We start from the raw sequence: 19,247 nt of genomic DNA on the forward strand, positions 1-19,247 counted from the left end.
CGGGATGTCACTCGCGCGGCGCTCTTTGCCTGAAATAGCCGCACGAGAGTGATAACATCGAACCCAGTACCCGGTAAACAACGAGAGTTTTATGGCCAATCGCATTATTCGTATCGCCACCCGCAAAAGCCTGCTGGCCCTGTGGCAGGCCCATTACGTCAAGGATCGCCTGGAGGCCCTGCACCATGACGTGACCGTGGAGCTGGTGCCCATGACCACCCAGGGCGACGTGCTGCTCGACACCCCGCTGTCCAAAATCGGCGGCAAGGGGTTGTTTATCAAGGAGCTGGAGCAGGCCATGCTCGACGGTCGCGCCGACATCGCCGTGCATTCCATGAAGGATGTGCCGGTGGAGTTTCCCGAGGGCCTGGGACTGACGGTGATCTGCGAGCGCGAAGACCCGCGTGATGCCTTTGTTTCCAACCACTACAAAACCCTGGCCGAGCTGCCCGCCGGCGCCGTGGTGGGCACCGCCAGCCTGCGCCGAGAATGCCAGATCCGCGCCCGTTACCCCGAGCTGCAAGTCAAAACCCTGCGTGGCAACGTGCAGACCCGGCTGCGCAAACTGGATGACGGCGAATACGACGCCATTATTCTGGCCGCCGCCGGCCTCAAGCGCCTGGAGCTGGATGAGCGCATCGCCGGCCTGCTGAGCCCGGAAGACAGCCTGCCCGCCAACGGCCAGGGCGCCGTGGGCATTGAATGCCGGCTCGACGACGCCGAGCTGCTGGAACTGCTGGCTCCGCTGAATGACCGCGACACTCGGCTGCGGGTGGAAGCGGAGCGGGCCATGAACCACGGCCTGCAGGGGGGCTGCCAGGTACCTATTGGCTCCTACGCCCTGCTCGAAGGCGACCAGATCTGGCTGCGCGGCCTGGTCGGCCGCCCCGATGGCAGCGAAGTGCTTTACGATGAAATTCGCGGCCCGGCGGATCAGGGCCAGGCCCTGGGTGCCGAACTGGCCAAGCGGCTGCTGGCCGCCGGCGCCGACAAGATTCTGGCCGAGGTGTATTCCTCGTGATTCCGCTGGTGGTCCGCCCCGAGCCACAAAACCGCAGCCTGTGCGAGGTGCTGCACCGGGCCGGCCACCAGCCGGTGGCGTCTCCCCTGTTGCACTTTGCCCCCGGCGCCGAACTGGACCGGGTCACGGCGCTGTTGGGTGAGCTCGGCAGCCGGGATTATGTGATAGCGGTCAGCGCACAGGCGGTAAATTTCGCCGATAATGCCTTGAAAACTCAAGGACAATCCTGGCCGGCTGCCACCTATGTGGCGGTGGGCGAGGCCACCGGTCAGGCCTTTGCTGCGGCAGGCCTGACCGATGTGCTGGTGCCGGACGACCCTCGCTCCGAGGGCATGATCGCCCTGCCCCAGCTGCGATCGCCCGCCGGGCGGCGGGTGCTGATACTGCGCGGCGACGGCGGCCGGGACATGATGGCCCCTACCCTTGCTGCACGGGGCGCACAGGTGGCGTATTGCGAAGTCTACCGGCGCTGTTATCGTGACGATGCCGGTAGCGAGCTGGTGAAAGAGTGGCAGCACCGGGGTGTGGACAGTATTATCATCACCAGTGGCGGCCTGCTGCAGCACCTGTTTCGGCTCGCCGCCCACAGCGCAAGGGACTGGCTGCTAAGCCGTTTATTGATTGTACCCAGCATTCGCGTGGTCGAGCAGGCGAAGGCCCTGGGGTTTACTCACATCATCAATGCGAAAGGCGCATCCAACCCGGCGTTGCTCAACGCCCTGGATGAGAGGAAAAGGAATGACTGACAAGAATCAAGACAAGCGGGACGACAAGCTGGTTGCCGGCGCCTCTAATCAGGCAGACACCCCGGCTCCCGAAACCCCGGCCGCCGAGCAGGCCAGCTCCCCCGAGCCGGCACAGGAAAAGCAGCCTTCCTCCGGCAAGGGGCTGGCCACGGTCGCCATTGTGCTGGCGGTGGTCCTGACCGGCGGCCTGTACTGGCACGGTCATCAGCAGGGCGTGGCCCAGGCCGGCCAGCTTGCCAGCCTGGAAGCGCGCCTGGCGCAGCAGCAGTCCACCATTGACAGCCTCAAGAGCGAACAGGGCGCGACCCTCGGCAAACTGGAAAGCGCCCAGAACAGCGTGACCGAACAGGTGGAAGGCCTGTCGCGCAAGGTGCTGGATCTCGACAGCAAGCGCCCCAACGACTGGATGCTGGCGGAAGCCGAATACCTGGTGCGCATGGCCGGCCGCAAGCTGTGGCTGGAGCATGACGCCGTGTCTGCCGCCATGATGCTGGCCAACGCCGACGAGCGCCTGGCCGCCCTCAACGATCCCACCCTGGTGCCCATTCGCAAGGCCCTGGCCGATGACATTGCCAGCATCAAGTCGGTGAAAAAGGTCGATCGCGAAGGCCTGGTGATTAAGCTCAACAGCATCAATGATCAGGTCGACAAGCTCAAACTGGCCGGCGTGATCATGGCCCGGGCCGAGGAACCCGACCTCGCCCTGTCCGAGTCGGTCAGCGACTGGAAAGACAACCTGAAAAAGAGCTGGGCCAGCTTTACCGACGACTTCGTCACCGTGCGCCGTCGCGACGGCAACGTCGAGGCCCTGCTTTCCCCCCAGCAACACTGGTACCTGAGCGAAAACCTCAAGGGCAAGCTGCTGCAGGGCCAGCTGGCGGTCTACCGCGAGCAGCAGGAGATCTTCGACAGCTCCCTGGCCCAGTCAAAGCAGTGGTTGCAGGACTACTTTGCCGACGACAGCGTGCGCCAGTTTATGCTGGAGCAAATCGAACAGCTTGAAGGCCAGCAGATCAGCGTGGACTACCCGGAGCAGTTTGCCGCCCAGGAACACCTGCAACAGCTGCTGGATGACCGGCTGCAACGCCTGCTCACCGGCCTGTAAGGGGGATTCATGATACGACTCGCGATTATCGTCGCCATTCTGGCCGCCGGCCTGATAGTGGGCCCGGAGTTCATGGGTCGCCAGGGCTATGTACTGGTAGCCGCCGGCAACTACACCATTGAAACCACGGTTACCGTATTCCTGGTAGGCGCGGTGTTGTTCTACCTGCTGCTGCTGTTGGTGGAATGGCTGCTGGGCCGCATTTTTGGCCTCAGCCATCGTACCCGCGGCTGGTTTATCGGCCGTCGCCGACGCAAGGCCCTGAACTACACCCAGAGCGGTATGCAGGCGCTGGTGGCGGAAGACTACGCTACCGCCGAGAAAATGCTGCTCAAGGGCACCAAGGGCAACGAACTGGCACTGCTCAACTACCTCAATGCCGCCAGCGCCGCCCAGGCCCAGGGCAACGAGGAAAAACGCGACGACTACCTGCGTCAGGCCCAGGAGCAGCACCCAGCCGCCAGCCTGGCGGTGGGCATTACCCAGGCCCGGTTGCAATATCAGCAAGGGCAGTTTGACCAGGCCCTGGCCGGTGTGCAAGAGCTGGAAGCCACCTATGGCCATCAGCCGGCCCTGCTCAAGCTGCAAAAGGACGTGTATCTGGCCACCGGCCAGTGGCAGGCCCTGCACGGCATTCTCGACAGCCTGGCCGGCAAGAACCTGATCGGCGCCGATGAAAAGGACGCCCTGCAACAGCAGTGCTGGCTGGGACGCTTTGATCAGGCCGCCCATGACGAAGGCAGTGATGGCCTGATCAAGGTCTGGCAGGCCCTGCCGCGCAAGGACAAATACAACGCCGAACTGTTGCTGCCGTTGTGTGACCGGCTGATCGGCCTCAAGGCCCACAAGGAAGCCCAGCAACTGCTGCTGGAAGGCCTCGACAAGAAAACTGATGCGGGCCTGCTGTTGTGTGCCACCCGGCTGCAGCTGAGCGACTACCACCCGTTGCTCGCCGCACTGGAGAAAAAGGCCAGGAAGGAAAGCCTGCCCGAGCTGCATTCGGCCCTGGGCCGGCTGTATCTGAAAGACGGCCAGGACGAGCAGGCCGAGCAGCAGCTGCAACAGGCGGTGGCCCAAAAGCCCGACGCTCAGGACTACGTGCTGCTGGCCCAGCTGGCGGAAAAGCGCAAGGACCTGACCCGGGCCAACGACTACTACAAACACAGCCTGGCGCTGGAAACGGCCTGAGCCGTTGCCTTAAACACAAAAAGAGGAGCCTTGGCTCCTCTTTTTTGATCGTGCTTACAGGGCCGACTGTGGATTCGCCTCAGGCGTCCTTGTACAGCTTGATCAGGGTGGCCGGGTCCCGCTCAAGGTAACCCTTGCTGCCGTGCTGACGCATCAGCTGGGCGGCCAGCCCCGACATGGGCGTGGCGCTGCCGGCACGCTGGCTCTGGGCAACAGCCATGTCCAGATCCTTGAGCAGGGTGCGCACATGCCATTTGGGATCCGGATTTACCTCTTCCGCCATCAGCGGGCCGGTGATCTGCATGGGCTTGGAGTCGGCAAAACCGCCGGCCAGGGCGGTGGGAATTTGCTCCGCATCCACACCGCAGGCCTTGGCCAGGGCCATCATTTCCGCCAGCACCATGAGGTTGCAACCCACGATCATCTGGTTGCACACCTTGGTGACCTGACCGGCCCCCACCCCCCCCATGCGGGTCATCCGCTGGGACAACGGCGCCAGCACCGGGCGAATGCGCTCGATATCGGTAGCCTCACCCCCACACATAATGGCCAGGGTGCCCGCCTCGGCACCGGCCACACCACCGGACACCGGCGAGTCGACCCAGCCCATGCCACAGGCGTCTTTCAGCCGGGCGGCATAGTCACGGGTGGCATCGGGATCGGAGCTGGAAAAATCCACCAGCAGCTGACCGGCGCGGCCGTGCTCGGCCACACCGCCCGGGCCAAAGACCACGCTTTCCACCACGGCGGTATTGGCCAGGCACAGCAGCACCAGATCCACCTTTTCGGTCAGCTCGCCAATGCTGCCCGCCACGTGTGCGCCGGCGGCGGCCACCTCGGCCAGTTTGTTGGCACTACGGTTCCACACGGTGACATCAAAACCGGCGGCCAGCAGTCGCTCGGTCATCGGTTTTCCCATCAGCCCAATGCCGATAAATCCCAGTTTCATACTTACTCCCTGTTGGTCGTGTGTGCCGGCCGGTAATAACACAAGCCCTTCTGCATTGCCAGGCACAGCCAGCAGGCCAGCACAAAGGGCATGGTCAGCATGGGCAGGCCCAGCTTGAGCATCACCGCGGTCATCAGCCCGGCCAGGGCCGGGGCCAGCAATATCCAGATCTGCCGGCTGCCATGCCAGAACATGGCGATGGCCGCCAGCACGCCGTTATAGCCGGTCAGGCCAAAGTTGATGTAATCCGGGTTCACCAGCAACAGCAGGGCCGCACCGCTCGACACCATGGCACCCACAAAAGCCCAGCCCAGCATGCCGATGCCGGCCAGCAGCAAGGCGGTACAGATCAGTACCGCCGGCACCGTATCCGGCAGAAAGATCACCTGACCGATGGCCGACAACGAGAAGTTGTAGCCCTGAGGCACCTCGTCGGCGACCCGCTGGCCCACAAAATACAGCCAGGGCAGCACCACCAGGTTAAACGGCAGCGTATACCAGGGAATGGCGGCCTGCCGGCGCAGCCGGTAGTAGATCCAGGCCGAAAGCCCACCGCCCAGTGCCGACATCAGCAGCCAGAACGGCGTGTGCTCGGCAAACAGGCCAAAGGCCAGCCCCACCAGGGCGGCGTTAAAACCGAACAGGCCATCGCGCCAGGCCTCGGGCTCCCACTTGCAGACCAGCGCCAGCAACGTGGCGGCCAGGGTGGCCAGCACCATGGTGGCAGCCATCCAGGGCGACACCCAGACCACGCCCGCCACGATCAGGGCACCGGCAAGGCGGTTGTTCAAAAAATATATCTGGCCAATGGCGGCCAGCAGAGAAGACAACAGCGCCACGAAAGACACTCCTGTACCAAAAGAAAAGAACAAAGAGAACGGCGCGATTAAAACAGCCGAACGAAAACTGGTCAACACATTATTGTGAACAGTATTGTATTAAGGTTAACAGAGGATTCAATGCAGGCTTTGGGAATTAAAAATGCCGGGGCAGGCCCGGCATTGAGTAGGATGGATGCAAGCCCGTTCAGTGAGCCAGAAAAAAGCGGTAAGCGGGATCCTGAGTCACGTCGTACCAGGTGTAGCCCAGCTCCGCCAGATGACTTTCAAACGAGGCCAAATCGCTGTCGGGCAGCTCAAAGGCACAGAGCACTCGGCCGTATTCGGCACCGTGGTTACGGTAGTGAAACAGGCTGATGTTCCAGTGGGTCCCAAGCGTGCGCAAAAAGCGCATCAGGGCACCGGGCTGCTCCGGAAACTGAAAGCCGTACAGACGCTCCTGCAACGGCTTGGGCGGCCGGCCGCCCACCATGTAGCGCACATGGGATTTGGCCAGATCGTTGTCGGTCATGTTGGCCACCGGATAACCGGCCTGCTCCAGCTCCGCCATGATCTGCGCCAGCTCCCGATCGCCGTCGGACAGCCGCACCGACACCAGCAGCGCCGCCTTGTCTTCCGCCGAATAGCGGTAGTTGAACTCGGTCACCATGCGGTTGCCGAGCACCTCGCAAAACTGCAGAAAGGCGCCCTTGCGCTCGGGAATGGTTACCGCCAGCACCCCTTCCCGCTTTTCACCCAGTTCACACCGCTCGGATACATAGCGCAGGGAGTGAAAGTTGACATTGGCGCCGCTCAGCACCGCCGCCATGCGGGCGTGGGCATAGTCTCCGGCCTGGCTGTATTTCTTGAGGCCGGCCAGCGACAGCGCCCCCGAGGGCTCGGCAATGGCCCGCGTGTCCTCAAAAATGTCCTTGAGCGCGGCGCAGATCTCGTCGGAAGTTACGGTGATCACGCCGTCAAGGAACTCCCGGCACAGACGAAAGGTCTCGCTGCCCATGCGCTTTACCGCCACGCCGTCGGCAAACATGCTGACCCGGTCCAGGGTAACAACTTCCCCGGCATTGAGCGCCGCCTTGAGGCAGGCGGAGCCCTCGGCTTCCACTCCGATCACCTTGACCTGGGGCAGCAACTGCTTGATGTAAACCGCCACGCCGGCGGCCAGGCCGCCGCCGCCCACGGGCACAAATACATGGGTCAGTCGAGTGTCCTGCTCCAGCAGCTCGCGTCCCACCGTGCCCTGACCGGCGATCACGTCCTCGTCATCAAAGGGCGGAATCAGGGTCATGCCTTTTTCCTGCGCCAGCTCCAGGCAACGGGCATAGGCTTCGTCGAAATTGTTGCCGTGCAGCACCACCTGGCCGCCAAAGCGGCGCACCGACTCCACCTTGATATCGGGGGTGACGGTGGGCATGACGATGATGGCGTCAATGCCCAGTTTGGCCGCCGACAGAGCCACCCCTTGAGCATGGTTGCCCGCCGAGGCGGCGATCACGCCGCGCTGCTGCTGCTCGGTAGTCAGCTGGGCAATCTTGTTGTAGGCACCACGCAGCTTGAAAGAATGCACCGGCTGCATGTCTTCCCGCTTGAGGGACACCGGGTGCCCCAGCCGCTCGGAAATTTTCTTGAGCGGTGACAGCGGCGTGACCCGGGCCGCCTCATACACCGGCGACAGCAGAATATGACGCAGATACTCGGAGGCCGAACGGGGCGTGCCTTTTTCTTCCTTCAATGCCGGCTGTGCCATGCTTCAGCCCCCCAGCTTGCTGCGGTCGCGCACCGCGCCCTTGTCGGCGCTGGTGGCCAGTGAGGCGTAGGCGCGCAGGGCAAAGGACACTTCCCGCTCGCGGTCAACCGGGCGCCAGGCCTGTTCGCCCTTGGCGTCCATGGCTTCACGGCGGGCCGCCAGCTCCTGTTCGGACACCGCCAGCTCGATTTTGCGGGCCGGAATGTCGATGTCGATGATGTCACCGGTCTGCACCAGGCCGATGGTGCCGCCGTTGGCCGCCTCGGGCGAAACGTGGCCGATGGACAGGCCGGAGGTGCCGCCGGAGAAGCGACCGTCGGTGATCAGGGCGCACTTGGTGCCCAGGCCCATGGATTTGAGATAGGTGGTGGGATAGAGCATTTCCTGCATGCCCGGGCCGCCCTTGGGACCTTCGTAGCGGATCACCACCACTTCACCGGCCTTGACCTCGCCGCCGAGAATGCCGGCCACGGCGGTGTCCTGGCTTTCAAACACGCGGGCCGGGCCACGGAAGGTGAGGTTGTCGTCGGCCACGCCGGCGGTTTTGACGATGCAGCCGTCAATGGCCAGGTTGCCGGCCAGCACGGCCAGGCCGCCTTCCAGGCTGTAGGCATTGTCGATGCTGCGAATGCAGCCTTCGGCACGGTCATCATCCAGGGTGTCCCAGCGGCAGTCCTGGCTGAACGCCCGGGTGGTGCGAATGCCCGCCGGACCGGCGCGGAACATGGTTTTCACCGCGTCGTCGTCGGTGACCATGATGTCGTATTTGCCCAGCTGCTCGGCCAGGGTCATGCCCAGCACGGTGTTCACCTCGGTATTGAGCAGGCCGGCCCGGGCCAGCTCGGCCAGAATGCCCATGACGCCACCGGCGCGGTGCACGTCTTCCATGTGGTACTTCTGAGTGGACGGGGCCACCTTGCACAGCTGGGGTACCTTGCGCGACAGCGCGTCGATGTCGTCCATGGTGAAGTCCACTTCCGCTTCCTGAGCGGCGGCCAGCAGGTGCAGCACGGTATTGGTGGAGCCGCCCATGGCGATATCCAGCACCATGGCATTTTCAAAGGCGGACTTGGTGGCAATGTTGCGGGGCAACACGCCGGCGTCTTCACCTTCGTAGTAGCGCTTGGTCAGCTCGACAATGCGATGGCCGGCGGTCTTGAACAGCTGCTCGCGATCGGCGTGGGTAGCCAGCAGGGAGCCGTTGCCGGGCTGGGACAGACCCAGGGCTTCGGTCAGGCAGTTCATGGAGTTGGCGGTAAACATGCCGGAGCAGGAACCACAGGTGGGGCAGGCACTGCGCTCTACCTGTTCGCTCTGGGCGTCGGACACGGTGGGATCGGCGCCCTGAATCATGGCGTCCACCAGGTCCAGCTTGATCAGCTGATCGGACAGCTTGGTCTTGCCCGCTTCCATCGGGCCGCCGGACACGAAGATCACCGGAATATTGACCCGCAGGGCGGCCATCAGCATGCCGGGAGTGATCTTGTCGCAGTTGGAGATGCACACCATGGCATCGGCGCAGTGGGCGTTGACCATGTACTCCACCGAGTCGGCAATCAGCTCCCGGCTGGGCAGGGAATAAAGCATGCCGCCATGGCCCATGGCGATACCGTCATCCACCGCAATGGTGTTGAATTCCTTGGCCACACCGCCAGCCGCCTCGATCTCGCGGGCCACCAGCTGGCCCATGTCCTTGAGGTGCACATGGCCGGGCACGAACTGGGTGAAGGAGTTCACCACGGCGATAATCGGCTTGCCGAAATCGTCTTCGGTCATGCCGGTGGCGCGCCACAGGGCGCGGGCACCGGCCATGTTGCGGCCGTGAGTGGTGGTGGCTGAACGATACCTTGGCATTCCTTTTACTCCTGATTTTGCTTGAGAACGGCGGGGCTTGGCGCCCCATCTCCATTGATTTGAATTAGTCGTTGACCGGGGTGAGCCAGCCCCACTTGTCCTGGGTGCTGCCGTCAAACAGGCCAAAAAAGGCCTGCTGCAGCTCTTTGGTGATCGGGCCGCGTTTACCCTCTCCCAGGGTGATGCCGTCCACGCTGCGCACCGGGGTCACTTCGGCGGCGGTACCGGTCATGAACATTTCATCGGCCAGATAGAGGGCCTCCCGGGCAATGGCTTCTTCCCGCACTTCGTACCCGGCTTCCCGCGCCAGGGTCATCAGGGTATCACGGGTAATGCCCGGCAGTATGCAGGCGGTGACCGGCGGTGTGTAGAGCACACCGTTCTTGATAAGAAAGAGGTTTTCCCCGGCGCCCTCGCTGAGGTGACCGTGCACGTCGAGGGAAATGCCCTCGCTGTAACCGTGGCGCTTGGCCTCACCGGAAATCAGCTGGGACGACAGATAGTTACCCCCCGCCTTGGCGCCGGTGGGCATGGTATTGGGCGCCAGCCGGTTCCATGACGTGACGCAGACATCCACGCCATTTTCCAGCCCTTCCTCGCCCAGATAGGCGCCCCAGGGAATGGCGGCGATAATCACCTCGCAGGGCACGTCCTTGGGCGCGTTCAGGCCCATGCCCACGTTGCCCACAAACACCAGCGGGCGCAGGTAGGCGCTGTCGAGTTTGTTGTCTGCCACCGCCGCCCGGCAGGCATCCATCAGCTCCGCCTTGGTATAGGGAATGGTCATGCGGTAAATCTTGGCCGAGTCAAACAGCCGCTGCACGTGCTCTTCCAGCCGGAACACCACGGATCCCTGGGGAGTGTTGTAGGCGCGAATGCCTTCAAACACCGAGGAGCCGTAATGCAGGGCATGAGTCATCACGTGCACCTGGGCCTTTTCCCAGGGCACCATTTTCCCGTTGAACCAGATGTAATTGGCGGTAGACATTGTTGTTTTCCTTAGGCCGATTGTTTCAGCGGTTGCTCCATGAGATGCGTTTCAACGCGGGTCACGTTCATCAGCTTTTCCAGCTGGCGACTCAGCAGCTGTATGGGACGCTCACTGCTGACAGTAACCCTGATGCTCAGGCTTTGACAATCGGCGGCGGTGGACATTTCCATGTCGTCCACGCGAAAGCCGCGGTGACGGGTCATGCGCAGCACCCGCTCAAGCACTTCCGGGCGAAACTGGGCTTCTATCTGCAAATTGTGCTGGTTCATGCTTTGCTCTCCATCATCTGATCGTTGGCAACGCCCGGCGGCACCAGGGGCCAGACGTTTTCTTCCTCTGAAATACGCACGTGCAGCAGGTAGGCGGTGTCGGCCTGCAACATACGCGCGATGGCGGGCTGCACCTGCTCCTTGCGGGTAATGGTTTCGCCCGGAATGCCAAAGGCGGCAGCCATGGCCACAAAATCCGGGTTGTCGGTCAAAATGGTTTCACTGAAGCGGCCGTCAAAGAACAGCTCCTGCCACTGGCGCACCATGCCCAGGCGCTGGTTGTCGAGCAGCACCATTTTCACCGGCAGCTGGGCGCGCTTGAGGGTGCCCAGCTCCTGCACGTTCATCATGAAAGAGCCGTCGCCGGACACCAGTACCGACTCGTGCTCGGGGCGAGCCAGTTTGGCACCAATGGCGGCGGGCAAGCCAAAGCCCATGGTGCCCAGGCCGGCGCTGCTCAAATGATTACGCGGGCTGGTAAAACGCATGTGCTGGGCCACCCACATCTGGTGTTGGCCCACGTCACAGCTGACCATGGCGGTGTCGTCCAGCGCCTCGCTCAGTTGTTTGAGCATCAGCGGCGCATAGATGGCCTCGCCCGGGTGATCGTAGCGCCACTGATGCTCGGCCTTGAGCGCCTTGCATTGGTCACGCCAGGCATCAATGGCCAGATGCTCACCGGTGAGCCGGGGCAGCACCTGCTGCAGTTCGGCATCAATGCCCACATGGGCCTGACGCACCTTGCCAAATTCGGCGACGTCCTTGTCGAGGTGAATCACTTTGGCATTCACCGCAAAGGCATCCAGCTTGCCGGTCACTCGGTCGTCAAAACGGGCACCCACTACCATCAGAAGATCACTCTGCTGAACGGCCAGGTTGGCGGCTTTTGTGCCATGCATGCCCAGCATGCCCAAAAACAGTTCATGGTCCGGGTTCAGCGTGCCGATGCCCTTCAGCGTGGTCACGGCGGGAATGCCGCTGCGCTCGGCAAAAGCACGTAATTCTGCCTCGGCATTGGCCATGCCCACGCCCCCTCCCACGTAGAGAATTGGCTGACGGGCCTCGGCCAGCATGGCCCTGGCCTTGGCCAGGGCGGCCTCGTCAAGGGCGTTGGGGGCCGTGGTGCAGGGCACGGTGGCGCGAGGCTCCACCAATGCCACCTGCACGTTCTTGGGCACGTCGATCAGTACCGGACCGGGCCGACCGGAGCGGGCCACTTCAAAGGCTTCGGCGATGATGTCGCCAAGATCTTCCACATTCTCTACCAGATAGGAGTGCTTGGTGCAGGAAAGCGACATGCCCAGTACGTCTACTTCCTGAAAAGCGTCGGTGCCGATGGCGGCCATCGGCACCTGGCCGGTGATGGCCACCACCGGAATGGAGTCAAGCATGGCATCGGCCAGACCGGTGATCAGGTTGGTGGCGCCGGGGCCGGAGGTGGCCATGCACACGCCGACCTGACCACTGGCTCTGGCATAGCCCACCGCGCCCAGGGCGGCAGCCTGCTCATGGCGGCACAGCAGGTGCTCCACGCCGCCGTCGTAGAGGGCGTCGTAGAGCGGCATGATGGCACCGCCGGGGTAGCCGAAGATCTGGGTTACCCCTTGTTGTTTCAGTGTCTGGACAATGTACTGTGCGCCATTCATGTGATTATCTGTCCCTGTATTGCTGCCAAAGTTTTTATAAAAAAAAACCCCCGAGTGACTCGGGGGTTTGTGTGTTGTCGTTGACTGGTTTTACCTTTCGTCAGACCACAGTGCCCCGAGCGGAGATTTAATAATCACCACTAGGACCACAATAATGTTCACGAAACGAACGATGGAATGCATAAAACCAACCAAAAATAATTGCTCTCTACCGGGAACTCCGGCGCGGCTGGCCTATAGAACTAGCACAGTGTTCTACACTACTCAAGACTTTATTGAACGGGTATCACTAAAAAACCCGATCACAGACCACTCCCAACCAGTTAAAAAAACTAAGAAACATCAATTAATAAAAATAAAACTTCAAGGAATGACCTATGTCTCTTGCCATTGTGTTTGCCCGAGCCAGTCTGGGCGTGACCGCCCCCCTGGTCACGGTGGAGGCCCATCTCGCCAATGGTTTGCCGGCATTCAACATAGTGGGATTGCCGGAAACCACGGTCAAGGAAGCACGGGACCGAGTGCGCAGCGCCCTGATCAATGCCGGGTTTGAATTTCCGGCGCGGCGCATCACCATCAATCTGGCGCCGGCGGATCTGCCCAAGGACGGCGGTCGTTTTGACCTGCCCATCGCCATGGCCATTCTCGCCGCTTCGGCGCAGATACCGGCATCTTCCCTTGATGGGCTGGAATTTCTCGGCGAGTTAGCCCTCACCGGCGAGCTGCGCGGCATCAAGGGAGCCTTGCCGGCGGTGCTGGCCGCCCGCGACAGCGATCGCCGGCTCATCATTCCCGCCGCCAACGGTGCCGAGGCCGGCCTGATCAGTCCCTGCCCGGCGCTGCTGGCCTCCCACCTGCTGGCCATTACCGCCTGGCTGCGCGAGCAAGGCGAACTGCTCCATCCCGAACACAGGCCCGGCACCGAGCCTGCCGTTAGCGCTTGCCTGAGCGAGGTCATCGGCCAGGAAACCGGCAAGCGGGCTCTGGAGATCGCCGCCGCCGGCGAGCACAACCTGTTGTTTCTTGGTCCCCCAGGCACCGGCAAAAGCATGCTGGCCAGCCGCCTGCCCGGCTTGCTGCCGCCCATGACCGAGCAGGAAGCGCTGGAGGCGGCGGCCATTCGCTCCATCAGCGGCCAGCCACTCGACGCCGAGCACTGGCGGCAACGGGCCTTTCGCCAGCCTCACCATTCTTCCTCGGCGGCGGCCCTGGTGGGCGGTGGCAGCCATCCCAAGCCGGGAGAAATCTCCCTGGCCCATCACGGCGTACTGTTTCTTGACGAGCTGACCGAATTTGAACGCCGAGTGCTGGATGCCCTGCGCGAGCCCCTCGAAACCGGCACCATTAATATTTCCCGGGCCGCCCACAGCGTGTGTTTTCCCGCCCGCTTTCAGCTGATCGGCGCCATGAATCCCAGCCCTTGTGGCCATTATCAGGACGGCCTGACCCGCAGTTCACCGGAGCAGATTTTGCGTTACCTCGGCAAAATCTCCGGCCCCTTTGCGGATAGGTTTGATCTGTCGGTGGAAGTGCCGCAACTGCCGCCCGGGGAGCTGAGTCGGCCACGGCAAAAACCGGAAGGAACAGCCGAGGTGCGGGCCAGGGTGCTGGCGGCACGACAGCGTCAGCTGAGCAGGGCCGGCAAGAGCAACGCGCACTTGAGTGCCGCCGAGCTGGAACGACTGTGCCCGCTGAGCAGGGATGACGCCGCCTTTCTGGAGCAGGCGCTGCACCACATGAAGCTGTCTATACGAGCCTGGCATAAACTTATTCGAGTGGCCCGCACCATCGCCGATCTGGCCGGTGAGCGGCATATTGGGCGGCCGCATCTGACCGAGGCCCTGAGTTATCGGGCCATGGATCGCCTGCTGGTCCGATTGCGGGAGTAAGTCGGAGCCTCATCATCAAGGAGAAGCCGATGAAAAGTGCGAGGGAGTTTGCCGAATGGCTGCGTGACTGTTTTGGCAAGGAGAGCGGCGGGGTCTACCTGACTCGGGAGGACATTACCAGCCTGTCTGGGCGGCAGCACTTCAATCAGCAATTCGTGTCGGACATACACCATGAACTGACCCAACTGGGCATGGGATTTGTCACCGATATGCATCGGGAGCGGTTTTATCTGTTTCACCTGCCCAAGGTGCACTGGAAAGAGCTGGGCGACGGTTTTGACGAAACCAATATTCACCGCATGGCGGCCAAACAGGCTCCCCAGAAAGAATAAAGGGGAGCCCTTTCTTGGTGTTAGTCGGCCGCCAGCAGGTATTCCACCACGCGATAGAAGCGGTCTTCCGAACCAATTTCACCCATGTTCAGTTCGTACTTGCCACGCACGATCACCGTGGGGGTGCCGCGCACATTGAACTGCTCGGTAAGCCTGTCGTATTTGGCAATCATGCCGTTCAGGGCAAAGCTGTTGATCACACCATCGAACTCCTTGCCATCCACGCCATTGGCAACAAAGACATCCTTTACCTCTTCAATGGAGCCGGGCATTTTTTTCTGGCGGTGAATACGGTCAAACATCACCGGAGTCAGTTTGTCTTCCACCTTCAGCAGCACGGCCGCACCATAGGCGCGCTGCAGCACCGGGCCCAGCTCACGGCCAAGAAAGCTCACCGGCACCTTGTTGATTTCGGCATCGGGCAGTCGCTCGGCCAGGTTGTCCATCAGCGGCTCAAAGCTGTAGCAGTGAGGGCAAACATAGGAGAAGAATTCGGTCACTTCCGGCTTGCTGCTGGGTACTTCACTGACCACGGTGTACTCCACCCCTTCCCGAAACTCGGGGGCGGCCTGGGCCAGGGGAGCGAGCAACAGGGTCACAAGGGCAAACATCAGCTTTTTCATAGGGTAAATCCCGTTCGTTTTAAGGCTGACCCAAATTAAGGAATCAGCTCCAAGAGGTCAAGGACAACGGCGGTGCCGAAAGGCTCTGAAGTTGTTCGGTCAGGGCTCCCAGTTGCCGCTGCCAGTAATCCTCGGTGTTGAACCAGGGAAAGGCCACCGGAAAGGCCGGATCGCTCCAGCGCGCCGCCAGCCAGGCCATGTAGTTGATCATGCGTGAAGCACGCAACGGTTCGATCAGTGCCAGCTCGGCGCTGTTGAATTCGCGCACATTCTCATAGCCGGCCAGCAGGGTATCGAGCTGCATCAGCTGCTCGCCGCGATCGCCGCTCAGCATCATCCACAGATCCTGCACCGCCGGACCTTTTCGGCAGTCGTCGAAGTCCAGCAGCCAGGGGCCCTGGTGCCACAACAGGTTACCGCCGTGGCAGTCGCCGTGAATACCGATAAGGGCGCCGGGGCGATAGCCTTCGATCACCCCCTGGGTCAGCTCGTCCAGCACCGCAAAGAAGCGCGGCCGCAAGGCCGCAGGAATGGCCGCCTGCTGCTCCAGCACGCGACGAGAGTGAACCAGCTCCGTCTTCGGCGTCATCTGTGGCCGCTGATCCAGGCTCAGGGTTTCACCCACGCCATGAAGCCGGGCCAGTTGCTCACCCAGGGCCTCCAACTGCTCCAGGTTGTCCGGCTCAAAGGCCCGGGCCGGTACCGAACGCCAGACCGAAAACAGCAAGCCATTGAATTCAAACAAACGCACATCGTCACGTTGCAGCGGCTCGGCCACTCGCACTCCCTGCTCGGCGGCGGCGGTGACAAAGTCCAGCTCCTGCTCAATCTGCGCCCGAGACCAGCGTTCAGGGCGATAAAACTTGGCCACCAGGGTACCGTCGCTTTCCGACTGAAAGCGATAAACCCGATTCTCGTAGCTGTTCAGGGCCATCAGGCCGCGGTCCACGTATATGCCAACACTGGCCAGCGCCTCGTCGATCACGTCCGGGGTCAGTTGGTAGTAATCCATATGTCTCCACTAAAAAAGCCGCAGGGTCGCTGCGGCTCACTCTAACACGCTTTCTTGCCTGTCAGCGCAGGGCGCTGAAGAACTTGCTCTCGGTGCTGACCGACGACTTGCTGTCATCGGCATCGGCCCCCTGGCGACGCATTACAAAGGTAATGTCGCGCACCGGGGAAGACAGCAGGTAAGGATCCGCCGACAGGCTGACCGGCAGGCTAAGCACCTCACCGCCGTCAATGCTGACTTCGGACGGGCCTATCCATTCAACGTCATCCATTCCCTCCACACTCAGCTGGTAGGTGGCCGGCTCCAGGGTCTTGTTGAGCAACTTAAGGGTATAGGTGTTTTCCACCAGTCCTTCGGTGGTTTCCCGGTAAAGCTGGTTGCGATCCCGTATTACCTCCAGTCCCATGGGCATGATACGGGTGGCCATATAGGCAAATACTCCCAGCATGATCACCATGATGATGCCGTAACCAATCAACTTGGGTCGCGCCACATGGGTCTCTCTGTGCTTCAGTTGGTGCTCCGTGGTGTAGCTAATGAGCCCCGGCTCATAACCCATGCGCGCCATGGTTTGATCACAAGCGTCGATACAGGCACCGCAGTTGATGCACTCGTATTGCAGGCCATCACGAATATCGATGCCCGCCGGACACACCTGCACGCACATGTCGCAATCGATGCAATCGCCCAGGCCCAGTTCTTTCGGATCCTTTTTGCGTGGCCGCGGCCCCCGCTGCTCACCCCGTTCGACGTCATAGCTGACGGTATAGGTGTCCTTGTCGAACATGGCCGACTGGAAGCGGGAATAAGGGCACATGTGGGTGCACATTATGGTGCGCATAAAGCCGGCGTTACCATAGGTGCAAAAGGCGAAGAACAGCACCCAAAACCCCGTCCAGAAACCGGTAGAGAAGGTGGCCAGGCCCACAGCCAGCTCGGTAGCCGGCACAAAGTAGGCGATAAAGGTAAAGCCGGTGAGCAGTGAAACCGCCAGCCAGCCGGTGTGCTTGGCCGCCTTGCGCCAGATCTTGTTGGCGTTCCAGGGCGACTTGTCGAGCTGACGGCGCTTGTTGGCACTGCCCTCGAACTTTTCCTCAAACCAGATAAAAATAAAGGTCCACACCGTTTGCGGACACAGATAACCGCACCAGACCCGCCCTAAAAAGGTGGTGATGAAAAACAGGCCAAAGGCCGCCACCATAAACAACAAGGCCAACAGGGTCAGATCCTGGGGCCAGATGGTGGTACCGAACACATGAAAGCGCTGGTGCTCTACATCCAGCAAAATGGCCTGGCGGCCACTCCATTGCAGCCAGGGTCCCACCAGGAACACCAGCATCAGTACCCACCCCATGATCTTGCGCAATCGCTGCCATTTTCCGCTCTGGGCTCGAACATAAATATGGCCGTCGTCGGTGGGCCGGTGGGAACGCGTCTTGGGCGTGACGTTTTTTACGTCAATTCTGTTGTTGTTATCGGTCATTGCTGCTCACATCTTCGCTTTGATTGCTGCCTGAATCTGCCTACAAGACATAACCCCTTGTTAACATGCAGATAAGATACGACTTATGGTGCATTTTGCGCCATAAGCGGGAATAAAATCGTGATATTGATCACTCTTTCACCGAGGCGGAAAGGTGGCCGCCGTCCAGGGCATCCATGATAGGGCACTCCCGCTTGCCGTCTCCATGACATTGATCAGCCAAACGTTGTAAACCTTGCAGCATGGCCTGCAAATGGGCGATGCGTTGCTCAATGTCCGTGATTCGGGCCAGGGTCAACGCCTTGACCTCGGCGCTGGTGCGGCATGCATTTTCACTCAACGCCAGCAGCTCACGGCATTCATCCAGGCTAAAGCCCGCGTCCCGCGCATTCTTCACAAAACGAATGCGTCTGAGCGAATGGTCATCATACTTGCGATAGCCGTTTTCTCCCCGATGTGGGGCAGGAATAAGGCCAATGGCCTCGTAATAGCGAAGGGTCTTGGCAGACAGGCCGGTAAGCCTGGCAACCTTGCTGATGTTCATGTCCGACTCCGTAGGCATGAGAAGACATCGCTACCATAACCTTTCCCCCAAGGGGAAGGTCAAGCCGGTATAGGCCAAAACAAAAAAGCCCGACACTTGAGTGTCGGGCTTTCGGAAGAGAGTGTTTGACTGTGACCTACTTTCACATGGCAGCTGCCACACTATCATCGGCGCGGTTGCGTTTCACTTCTGAGTTCGGCAAGGGATCAGGTGGGGCCACAACGCTATGGCAGTCAAACAAATTTTGGTGCTGATACCCAGAATCGAACTGGGGACCTCACCCTTACCAAGGGTGCGCTCTACCATCTGAGCTATATCAGCGGAATTGGGTGCCTGGCAGTGACCTACTTTCACATGGCATCTGCCACACTATCATCGGCGCGGGTGCGTTTCACTACTGAGTTCGGCATGGAGTCAGGTGGTTCCACAACGCTATGGCCGCCAGGCATAAAAACTTAATTCGGAAAAAGCGTTTGTGATGAAGAATTCGTTCTTGAGACCGCAAGTCTCTCACACTTCTTGGGTGTTGTATGGTTAAGCCGCACGGGTCATTAGTACAGGTTAGCTGCACGCCTCACAGCGCTTCCACACCCTGCCTATCAACGTCCTGGTCTCGGACGGCCCTTTAGAGGCATCAAGTACCTAGGGATGACTCATCTCGAGGCTCGCTTCCCGCTTAGATGCTTTCAGCGGTTATCGATTCCGAACTTAGCTACCGGGCAGTGCCACTGGCGTGACAACCCGAACACCAGAGGTTCGTCCACTCCGGTCCTCTCGTACTAGGAGCAGCCCCTCTCAATCATCCAACGCCCACGGCAGATAGGGACCGAACTGTCTCACGACGTTCTGAACCCAGCTCGCGTACCACTTTAAATGGCGAACAGCCATACCCTTGGGACCGACTTCAGCCCCAGGATGTGATGAGCCGACATCGAGGTGCCAAACACCGCCGTCGATATGAACTCTTGGGCGGTATCAGCCTGTTATCCCCGGAGTACCTTTTATCCGTTGA

At 61.0% G+C, this 19,247-nt stretch carries 17 protein-coding genes, 1 tRNA gene and 3 rRNA genes; 6 read left to right on the forward strand and 15 right to left on the reverse strand.

Translation table 11 applies throughout. The features are described from left to right. Positions 1–91: 91 nt before the first annotated feature. The 4 genes from hemC to OJHNALOF_RS01095 are packed head-to-tail and all read left to right on the forward strand — an operon-like array spanning position 92 to position 4,060. Positions 92–1,021, forward strand: coding sequence for a hydroxymethylbilane synthase (hemC, locus tag OJHNALOF_RS01080; protein ID WP_094201053.1), 930 nt, complete (start codon positions 92–94; stop codon positions 1,019–1,021). Further along, complete coding sequence (locus OJHNALOF_RS01085; protein ID WP_094201054.1) at positions 1,018–1,767, forward strand: uroporphyrinogen-III synthase; 750 nt, start codon at positions 1,018–1,020, stop codon at positions 1,765–1,767. Before hemC ends, OJHNALOF_RS01085 begins: the two co-directional genes overlap by 4 nt. Beyond that, positions 1,760–2,872 (forward strand): uroporphyrinogen-III C-methyltransferase, encoded by a 1,113-nt coding sequence (locus tag OJHNALOF_RS01090; protein ID WP_165660880.1) that lies wholly within the window; start codon positions 1,760–1,762, stop codon positions 2,870–2,872. The genes OJHNALOF_RS01085 and OJHNALOF_RS01090 overlap by 8 nt, the downstream gene beginning before the upstream one ends. 9 nt (positions 2,873–2,881) lie before the next feature. Then, on the forward strand, positions 2,882–4,060 hold the full coding sequence (locus OJHNALOF_RS01095; protein WP_165660881.1) for a heme biosynthesis HemY N-terminal domain-containing protein: 1,179 nt from the start codon (positions 2,882–2,884) through the stop codon (positions 4,058–4,060). A gap of 79 nt (positions 4,061–4,139) precedes the next feature. Here OJHNALOF_RS01095 and OJHNALOF_RS01100 read toward each other — a convergent pair whose 3' ends face one another. The 7 genes from OJHNALOF_RS01100 to ilvG form a co-directional block, all read right to left on the reverse strand. Continuing rightward, entirely contained in the window at positions 4,140–5,009 is an 870-nt protein-coding gene (locus tag OJHNALOF_RS01100) for an NAD(P)-dependent oxidoreductase (RefSeq protein ID WP_165660882.1), read from the reverse strand. A gap of 2 nt (positions 5,010–5,011) precedes the next feature. Beyond that, positions 5,012–5,848 (reverse strand): urea transporter, encoded by an 837-nt coding sequence (locus OJHNALOF_RS01105; protein ID WP_165660883.1) that lies wholly within the window; start codon positions 5,846–5,848, stop codon positions 5,012–5,014. A gap of 187 nt (positions 5,849–6,035) precedes the next feature. Next, positions 6,036–7,592 carry a threonine ammonia-lyase, biosynthetic gene (ilvA, locus tag OJHNALOF_RS01110; protein ID WP_094201059.1) on the reverse strand — a complete coding sequence of 519 codons (1,557 nt, stop codon included), beginning with the start codon at positions 7,590–7,592 and terminating at the stop codon, positions 6,036–6,038. A gap of 3 nt (positions 7,593–7,595) precedes the next feature. Beyond that, the gene (gene ilvD, locus OJHNALOF_RS01115; protein WP_094201060.1) at positions 7,596–9,446 is read right to left on the reverse strand and encodes a dihydroxy-acid dehydratase; all 1,851 of its coding nucleotides are present in this window, start codon (positions 9,444–9,446) and stop codon (positions 7,596–7,598) included. A gap of 64 nt (positions 9,447–9,510) precedes the next feature. Next, a complete protein-coding gene (locus OJHNALOF_RS01120; protein WP_094201061.1) occupies positions 9,511–10,434 on the reverse strand; it encodes a branched-chain amino acid transaminase in 924 nt (307 codons plus the stop codon). An 11-nt stretch (positions 10,435–10,445) separates the two neighbouring features. Next, the gene (ilvM, locus tag OJHNALOF_RS01125) at positions 10,446–10,706 is read right to left on the reverse strand and encodes an acetolactate synthase 2 small subunit (RefSeq protein ID WP_094201062.1); all 261 of its coding nucleotides are present in this window, start codon (positions 10,704–10,706) and stop codon (positions 10,446–10,448) included. Then, positions 10,703–12,352, reverse strand: coding sequence for an acetolactate synthase 2 catalytic subunit (gene ilvG / locus OJHNALOF_RS01130; protein WP_165660884.1), 1,650 nt, complete (start codon positions 12,350–12,352; stop codon positions 10,703–10,705). Before ilvG ends, ilvM begins: the two co-directional genes overlap by 4 nt. A gap of 377 nt (positions 12,353–12,729) precedes the next feature. Between ilvG and OJHNALOF_RS01135 the strand changes: the two genes are divergently transcribed. Together OJHNALOF_RS01135 and OJHNALOF_RS01140 are read left to right on the forward strand one after the other, a co-directional pair. Further along, on the forward strand, positions 12,730–14,241 hold the full coding sequence (locus OJHNALOF_RS01135; protein WP_165660885.1) for a YifB family Mg chelatase-like AAA ATPase: 1,512 nt from the start codon (positions 12,730–12,732) through the stop codon (positions 14,239–14,241). 29 nt (positions 14,242–14,270) lie between these two features. Beyond that, complete coding sequence (locus tag OJHNALOF_RS01140; protein WP_094201065.1) at positions 14,271–14,573, forward strand: hypothetical protein; 303 nt, start codon at positions 14,271–14,273, stop codon at positions 14,571–14,573. A 20-nt stretch (positions 14,574–14,593) separates the two neighbouring features. Here the strand turns inward: OJHNALOF_RS01140 and OJHNALOF_RS01145 are convergent, their stop codons facing one another. From OJHNALOF_RS01145 to OJHNALOF_RS01180, 8 genes are all read right to left on the reverse strand, one after another. Further along, positions 14,594–15,196, reverse strand: coding sequence for a thiol:disulfide interchange protein DsbA/DsbL (locus OJHNALOF_RS01145; RefSeq protein WP_094201066.1), 603 nt, complete (start codon positions 15,194–15,196; stop codon positions 14,594–14,596). A 43-nt stretch (positions 15,197–15,239) separates the two neighbouring features. Continuing rightward, the gene (locus tag OJHNALOF_RS01150) at positions 15,240–16,208 is read right to left on the reverse strand and encodes a serine/threonine protein kinase (protein WP_165660886.1); all 969 of its coding nucleotides are present in this window, start codon (positions 16,206–16,208) and stop codon (positions 15,240–15,242) included. 61 nt (positions 16,209–16,269) lie between these two features. Continuing rightward, entirely contained in the window at positions 16,270–17,691 is a 1,422-nt protein-coding gene (ccoG, locus tag OJHNALOF_RS01155) for a cytochrome c oxidase accessory protein CcoG (protein WP_165660887.1), read from the reverse strand. A gap of 130 nt (positions 17,692–17,821) precedes the next feature. Continuing rightward, a complete protein-coding gene (cueR, locus tag OJHNALOF_RS01160; RefSeq protein WP_165660888.1) occupies positions 17,822–18,235 on the reverse strand; it encodes a Cu(I)-responsive transcriptional regulator in 414 nt (137 codons plus the stop codon). 123 nt (positions 18,236–18,358) lie between these two features. After that, a 5S ribosomal RNA gene (gene rrf, locus OJHNALOF_RS01165) occupies positions 18,359–18,473 on the reverse strand. 7 nt (positions 18,474–18,480) lie between these two features. Continuing rightward, positions 18,481–18,556, reverse strand: a tRNA-Thr gene (locus OJHNALOF_RS01170). 10 nt (positions 18,557–18,566) lie between these two features. Then, a 5S ribosomal RNA gene (gene rrf, locus OJHNALOF_RS01175) occupies positions 18,567–18,681 on the reverse strand. Between the two features lie 84 nt (positions 18,682–18,765). Continuing rightward, a 23S ribosomal RNA gene (locus OJHNALOF_RS01180) occupies positions 18,766–19,247 on the reverse strand; the annotation flags it as partial.

The sequence above is a fragment of the Oceanimonas sp. MB9 genome, from assembly GCF_011319775.1.
GTDB lineage: Bacteria > Pseudomonadota > Gammaproteobacteria > Enterobacterales > Aeromonadaceae > Oceanimonas > Oceanimonas doudoroffii.

Coding starts and splice junctions, on each gene's coding strand:
- ilvG (WP_165660884.1), bottom strand. CDS start 12,352: ATGAATGGCGCACAGTACATTGTCCAGACACTGAAACAACAAGGGGTA.
- hemC (WP_094201053.1), top strand. CDS start 92: ATGGCCAATCGCATTATTCGTATCGCCACCCGCAAAAGCCTGCTGGCC.
- OJHNALOF_RS01120 (WP_094201061.1), bottom strand. CDS start 10,434: ATGTCTACCGCCAATTACATCTGGTTCAACGGGAAAATGGTGCCCTGG.
- ilvA (WP_094201059.1), bottom strand. CDS start 7,592: ATGGCACAGCCGGCATTGAAGGAAGAAAAAGGCACGCCCCGTTCGGCC.
- OJHNALOF_RS01100 (WP_165660882.1), bottom strand. CDS start 5,009: ATGAAACTGGGATTTATCGGCATTGGGCTGATGGGAAAACCGATGACC.
- cueR (WP_165660888.1), bottom strand. CDS start 18,235: ATGAACATCAGCAAGGTTGCCAGGCTTACCGGCCTGTCTGCCAAGACC.
- OJHNALOF_RS01140 (WP_094201065.1), top strand. CDS start 14,271: ATGAAAAGTGCGAGGGAGTTTGCCGAATGGCTGCGTGACTGTTTTGGC.
- OJHNALOF_RS01150 (WP_165660886.1), bottom strand. CDS start 16,208: ATGGATTACTACCAACTGACCCCGGACGTGATCGACGAGGCGCTGGCC.
- ilvM (WP_094201062.1), bottom strand. CDS start 10,706: ATGAACCAGCACAATTTGCAGATAGAAGCCCAGTTTCGCCCGGAAGTG.
- OJHNALOF_RS01090 (WP_165660880.1), top strand. CDS start 1,760: ATGACTGACAAGAATCAAGACAAGCGGGACGACAAGCTGGTTGCCGGC.
- ccoG (WP_165660887.1), bottom strand. CDS start 17,691: ATGACCGATAACAACAACAGAATTGACGTAAAAAACGTCACGCCCAAG.
- OJHNALOF_RS01145 (WP_094201066.1), bottom strand. CDS start 15,196: ATGAAAAAGCTGATGTTTGCCCTTGTGACCCTGTTGCTCGCTCCCCTG.
- OJHNALOF_RS01095 (WP_165660881.1), top strand. CDS start 2,882: ATGATACGACTCGCGATTATCGTCGCCATTCTGGCCGCCGGCCTGATA.
- ilvD (WP_094201060.1), bottom strand. CDS start 9,446: ATGCCAAGGTATCGTTCAGCCACCACCACTCACGGCCGCAACATGGCC.
- OJHNALOF_RS01135 (WP_165660885.1), top strand. CDS start 12,730: ATGTCTCTTGCCATTGTGTTTGCCCGAGCCAGTCTGGGCGTGACCGCC.